Origin of the sequence: Thalassospira sp. UBA1131 (assembly GCF_002311515.1) — a bacterium.
In the GTDB taxonomy this organism is placed as follows: Bacteria; Pseudomonadota; Alphaproteobacteria; order Rhodospirillales; family Thalassospiraceae; genus Thalassospira.
Genome location: NZ_DCAO01000124.1, coordinates 1 through 4,539 on the forward strand (window position 1 = coordinate 1; position 4,539 = coordinate 4,539).

The following is a 4,539-nucleotide window of genomic DNA, read 5'->3' on the forward strand; positions in this document are numbered from 1 at the left end:
GGATCCTCGGCAAAGCGATCTTGCAGTTCGGCAATCGCCGCATCGGTTTGTGCTGCCCGGTTTGCGATATCCTGACTTGCCGACCGGTCGACAAGCACCAGAATGATATCGCTAAGTTTTTCGCTTTCGCGGTCGGTAAATTGCGGTGCCAGAAGGGCCAAAAGAACCAGCACCATCACCACCCCGCGCCAAACCGTGCCGCGCAGGCGAAAAATCGTGAAGACAATGACCGCAACCAAACACAGAACAGCCAAGCCTTGTAGGATGGTGATGTCGAGAAGCGGCGAAATCTGAAGGTTCTGCCATCCCTGGTTCATCGGCCCAACCTTTCCAGAATGGCCGGGATATGCACCTGATCGCCCTTGTAGCTCCCCGTCAGGGCATACATCACCAGATTAACACCAAACCGATAGGCCATTTCGCGCTGCCGAGGGGATATGTCTTCGCTGCGCAGTTCATCGCGGCCTTCGGGAATGATCCAGGCCGATGCCCAGTCATTGCCGCCAAACAGAACCGATGCAACCCCGTCCAGACGTTGACTGGGACGCGCATCAAGCCATAGCGGTTCGGAAAACCGGCCAAATGCATGGTCAAGCAGATAGAAACTGCGAAACAGGATGTGATCACTTGGCGCACGGTCCAAAAGCGGGACTTCCAACCCGGCCAAAAGGCGCCGCAAACGCGCTGGTTGGACTTCGCGATCCCGGCTATCGATCAGGATCATGCCACCATTGTTCAGATAACGGTTCAGTCGTTCCTGTGCGCGTTCGGAAAACGGCTCCTGCCCATCAACCAGCGGCCAATAGATCAGCGGATAGAAACTAAGCTCATCGGTTTCCGGATTGACGCCATCGACGGTGTTGAGGTCTGCCGCACTACGCCGACGCAGGATTTCGGTCAGGCCCGTCATTCCGGCACGGCTCAGGCGATCTACCGGCGCATTCCCGGTCTCAAGATAAGCGAGACGCGGTTGCAGGGCTGCTTCGGGCAGTGTTGCGGCCATGGATGGTCCGGGCATAATCACGCTGGCGGCGGCCACACCGGTCAGGACGGCGGCCAGCAAAAGCGATGTCAGGGCATTGCTGCGTCGACTGCGCCGCAGCGACACATTGTTGAGCACAAGCAAGATCGCGGCATCAAACAAGATCAGGATAAAGGCGGCCAACAGGCAAAGGGCGGCAAGATCAACCTGGCTTTGATCGGTGATTTCGCGTGTGCTGATGCCCGATGGCCAAACCACATCGCGGCCGATATCGGTAAGGGACGGGCCAAGGTTCAGCGCAACCGCCTGTCCGTTTTCACCGTAAATGCCCGGTGGATGGCGCGGGTTGGGTGCCGGAAGCGGGGTTTGAACCGGCAGGATCAAGGCATCTGGCTGATGCGGTCGGCCAAAGCCATCCAGAATGGTCTGGGCAGGCAGGCTGCTTTGCAGTTCGGCATCGCTGCGATTGCTCGGACTTGCAAGGGGAAGAAGCCGCTGCCAAAGCTCGACAAACAGGCCCGACATCGGAAGGTTCGACCAATCCGCCCACGGTGTCACATGGAAAAGGACAATCCGTCCGGCATTGCGCGGTGTGCTGGTTATCAGGGGCGTCCCATCGGTTAGACGTGCCCACGTCTTGCTGACAATGTCTGGGTCGGGTTCGGCCAGCAATTGTCGGGTGACCGTAATGTCGTCAGGCACTTCGACCCCGTGGAACGGGCTGTTGTCCGGAAAGTCGAGCAACCTTTTGGGCTTTTCCCACGACATTGACCCGCCAAAGTCGCGGTTGCCAAGTCGAAGCGTGACGGGCAGGAAATCGTTACCGATCTGCGATGAACTGTCGCCAGCAAACCGCACCAGCATGCCACCTTCATTGACCCAGCTTTCAAGTGCGTCAAACTGGCTGCCCAGACCTGAAATCGGACCAGCGGAGACCAGCACATCGACCTTGTCTTCAAGCAAAGTTCCAAGCGGCGCATAAGTCACATCGGCATAGGGCGAAAGCGCCCGATCAAGAAAGAAATACTGATCTGACAACACCCCCGGACCATCGCCGGAACTGACCACGACACCAACCCGGCGTTGTTGCCAGCGCGCACCGGTCTGAAATACCGATGCGGCACTTTCGATCCCCTCAATGCCAACGGATTGAATGGCGTTGGAAATATCACGCGGCAACAGAATGGCGACATCGCTTTGATCGCTGTCAGGTGTAATTTCCACCGTGTGACGCAGGATCACATTGCCGCGTTCGCCGCGGGCCAGAAGATTAATCTCACGCGGTTGATCATCGCGATTATGGGCCAATGTTGCCAACATGCCGGTACCGGACCGGCTAAGCGACCGGATGGCGATACGGTCGGTGATGGTGGGTGAAATCGTTGTGATTGGCGCGATATCAAGCAGCTCGGATGCGATCTTGGCCTTGCCGGGGCTGTCCATCTCGCTGGTTAGCCACAAGATGCTGCCAACAGCCCGGTTCATTTCCGGGCGTTCGGAAATCAAATCCGAAAGGGCGGTATAATCCGACGGCCAAGGCCTTGGCTGCAAGCGATCAAACAGGTTTTTGGTATCGTTGGGAGATACCGGCCCGACAATGTCTGGAAGTTTCCATGTGGTCGCACCTGCGGCCTCGGGAGCGGTTTGGGCAATATAAACCGTTTGCAACTCGAACCGGGCCTGATTGGCGATCTGTTGCAATGCCGTGCGGTATTGCCGCCAGTTTGCCGCACTGTCCCAGCCATTATCGGCAATAATCAAAATCGCGCCATCATTGGCGGCAAAATCATTGCGGTTCATTACCGGGCGGGCAGCGGCAATGATCAGAAGCGTCAGGATCAAACAGCGCAGAATGGTTTGCCATATCGGTGCGCGCTGAATATCGCGGCGTTTGCTTTTAAGGCCGCGCAAAATACGCGCAGCCGGGAAAACAACGGTTTTGGGTGACCGTGGTGCCGATCTGATCAAAAGCCAGACAATCGGCAATGCCAGCAGCCCGGCCAGCATCGCAGGATACAGGAATGTGATGGCCGACAGGCTCATGACATCTCCTGCGTGTTATGGCGATGCAGGTTAGGCCGACCGCGTCCGTTCGATCCGCTTTGATTTTGCCGCTCGCTCAGATGCTGATAAAGGGCCAGCAATGTCGGGCTGGCACTTTCGGATGTGACATGCCGGTCATAAAGCCAGTCATTCTGGCGCGCGGCATCGCGGACCAATGCCCGCCATTTCTGGGCGCGAAGTTTATAGCCCTCCGTAAGGTCTTCGAACTTTTCGCTGCGAAAAATCATCTGATCATCGGTATCAAACAGATCAACCCGCCCCTGAAATGGCGGGGCGATTTCCGCAGGATCAAGAATTTGTACCAGCGCACCGTCATTCTGATACTGGCCCAAGCGACGCACAGTGCGTGCCGATTGCTCGCTTTGATCCGCAAACTCAAGGAAGTCACCAAGGATCAGCACCGAATGTTTGCGGCCGGGGTGAATGTTTGTCGCCTGGCCCGCGATGCTTTGCGGACTAGCCAGCATCGCGTGACCGAGTTTTTCAAGATACTCTGCCGATGTGATGCGCGTGCGTTCGCCATCAAAGGTGCCAACGGTTTCGCCGTTGCGGATCAAAAGGTCGGCCAATGCGATGGATATGATCAGGGTGCGTTCCGCCTTTGACGGCAGCTTGTCGCTTGATGCCCAATAGGTCGACGGCGAAAGTACCGGCCAAATCCAGTAATTATGACTGGCCTGCCATTCGGTCTGGCGGATGAAGGTATGTTCGCTGCGCGCAGACCGCCGCCAGTCAATCTGGTTGGTTGGATCGCCAGGGACATAGGGGCGGAATTGCCAGAAATCACTGCCCGGTCCGACCTTGCGATTGCCATGCAGGCCGCTGCGCAGACTGATGGCCGTTCGGCGCGACTCATCAATCAGCTGTGGCAGTTTCGCCGCAAGGGCGCGGGCGGCGGCAACATGATCCTGCACGGGGGCGGTGACCAATTAGTTTTTCTCCTGCAGGTGGGCAAGCGCATCGGTGATCAGCCCCTTGGCGGTAAAGCCTTCGGCGCGTGCGCCATAGGTCAGGCCAAAACGATGGCGCAAAACAGGAACGGCAAGTTCTTCGATATCTTCGATCGATGGGGCAAAGCGCCCAAACAGCATCGCGCGTGCCCGGCACGCCAGTGACAGGGCCTGTGCCGCACGTGTACCGGGGCCCCAGGCGACGTTTTCACGAATATCGGCAAGCGATGTGCTTTCCGGGCGGCATTCGCGACACAGGGCAATGATGGTATCAAGAACGCGGTCCGGCATCGGCAGGCGGCGGACAAAGTCCTGTGCCTCGACCAGATCATCGGTTTGAAGAACCTGTCGCGGGCGGGCGGGATAACGGCCGGTGGTTTCGGTCACGATCTTGCGTTCTTCATCGGCATCGGGATAGCCGAGCCGGACTTCAAGCAGGAAACGGTCAAGCTGTGCTTCGGGCAGGGGATAGGTGCCTTCCTGCTCCAACGGGTTCTGGGTGGCCAGAACATGGAACGGTTCGGGCAGTTTGTGGCTGTAACC

General features: G+C 57.7%; 3 protein-coding genes and 1 pseudogene. All 4 read right to left on the bottom strand.

Annotation, left to right across the window (positions count from 1 at the left end):
* Positions 1-317, bottom strand: a pseudogene (locus B3Z49_RS20770) (hypothetical protein); the annotation flags it as partial.
* Positions 314-3,025, bottom strand: a complete 2,712-nt coding sequence (locus B3Z49_RS20775) for a DUF4159 domain-containing protein (RefSeq protein ID WP_296994466.1) — start codon at positions 3,023-3,025, stop codon at positions 314-316. The pseudogene B3Z49_RS20770 and the gene B3Z49_RS20775, both read right to left, overlap by 4 nt.
* The gene (locus tag B3Z49_RS20780; protein WP_296994468.1) at positions 3,022-3,975 is read right to left on the bottom strand and encodes a DUF58 domain-containing protein; all 954 of its coding nucleotides are present in this window, start codon (positions 3,973-3,975) and stop codon (positions 3,022-3,024) included. The genes B3Z49_RS20775 and B3Z49_RS20780 overlap by 4 nt, the downstream gene beginning before the upstream one ends.
* Positions 3,976-4,539 (bottom strand): AAA family ATPase (locus tag B3Z49_RS20785; protein ID WP_296994471.1); only part of this gene is annotated, 564 nt, incomplete at its 5' end.

Excerpts from the sequence above, each read along its gene's own strand:
- B3Z49_RS20775 (WP_296994466.1), bottom strand. The coding sequence starts at position 3,025 with ATGAGCCTGTCGGCCATCACATTCCTGTATCCTGCGATGCTGGCCGGG.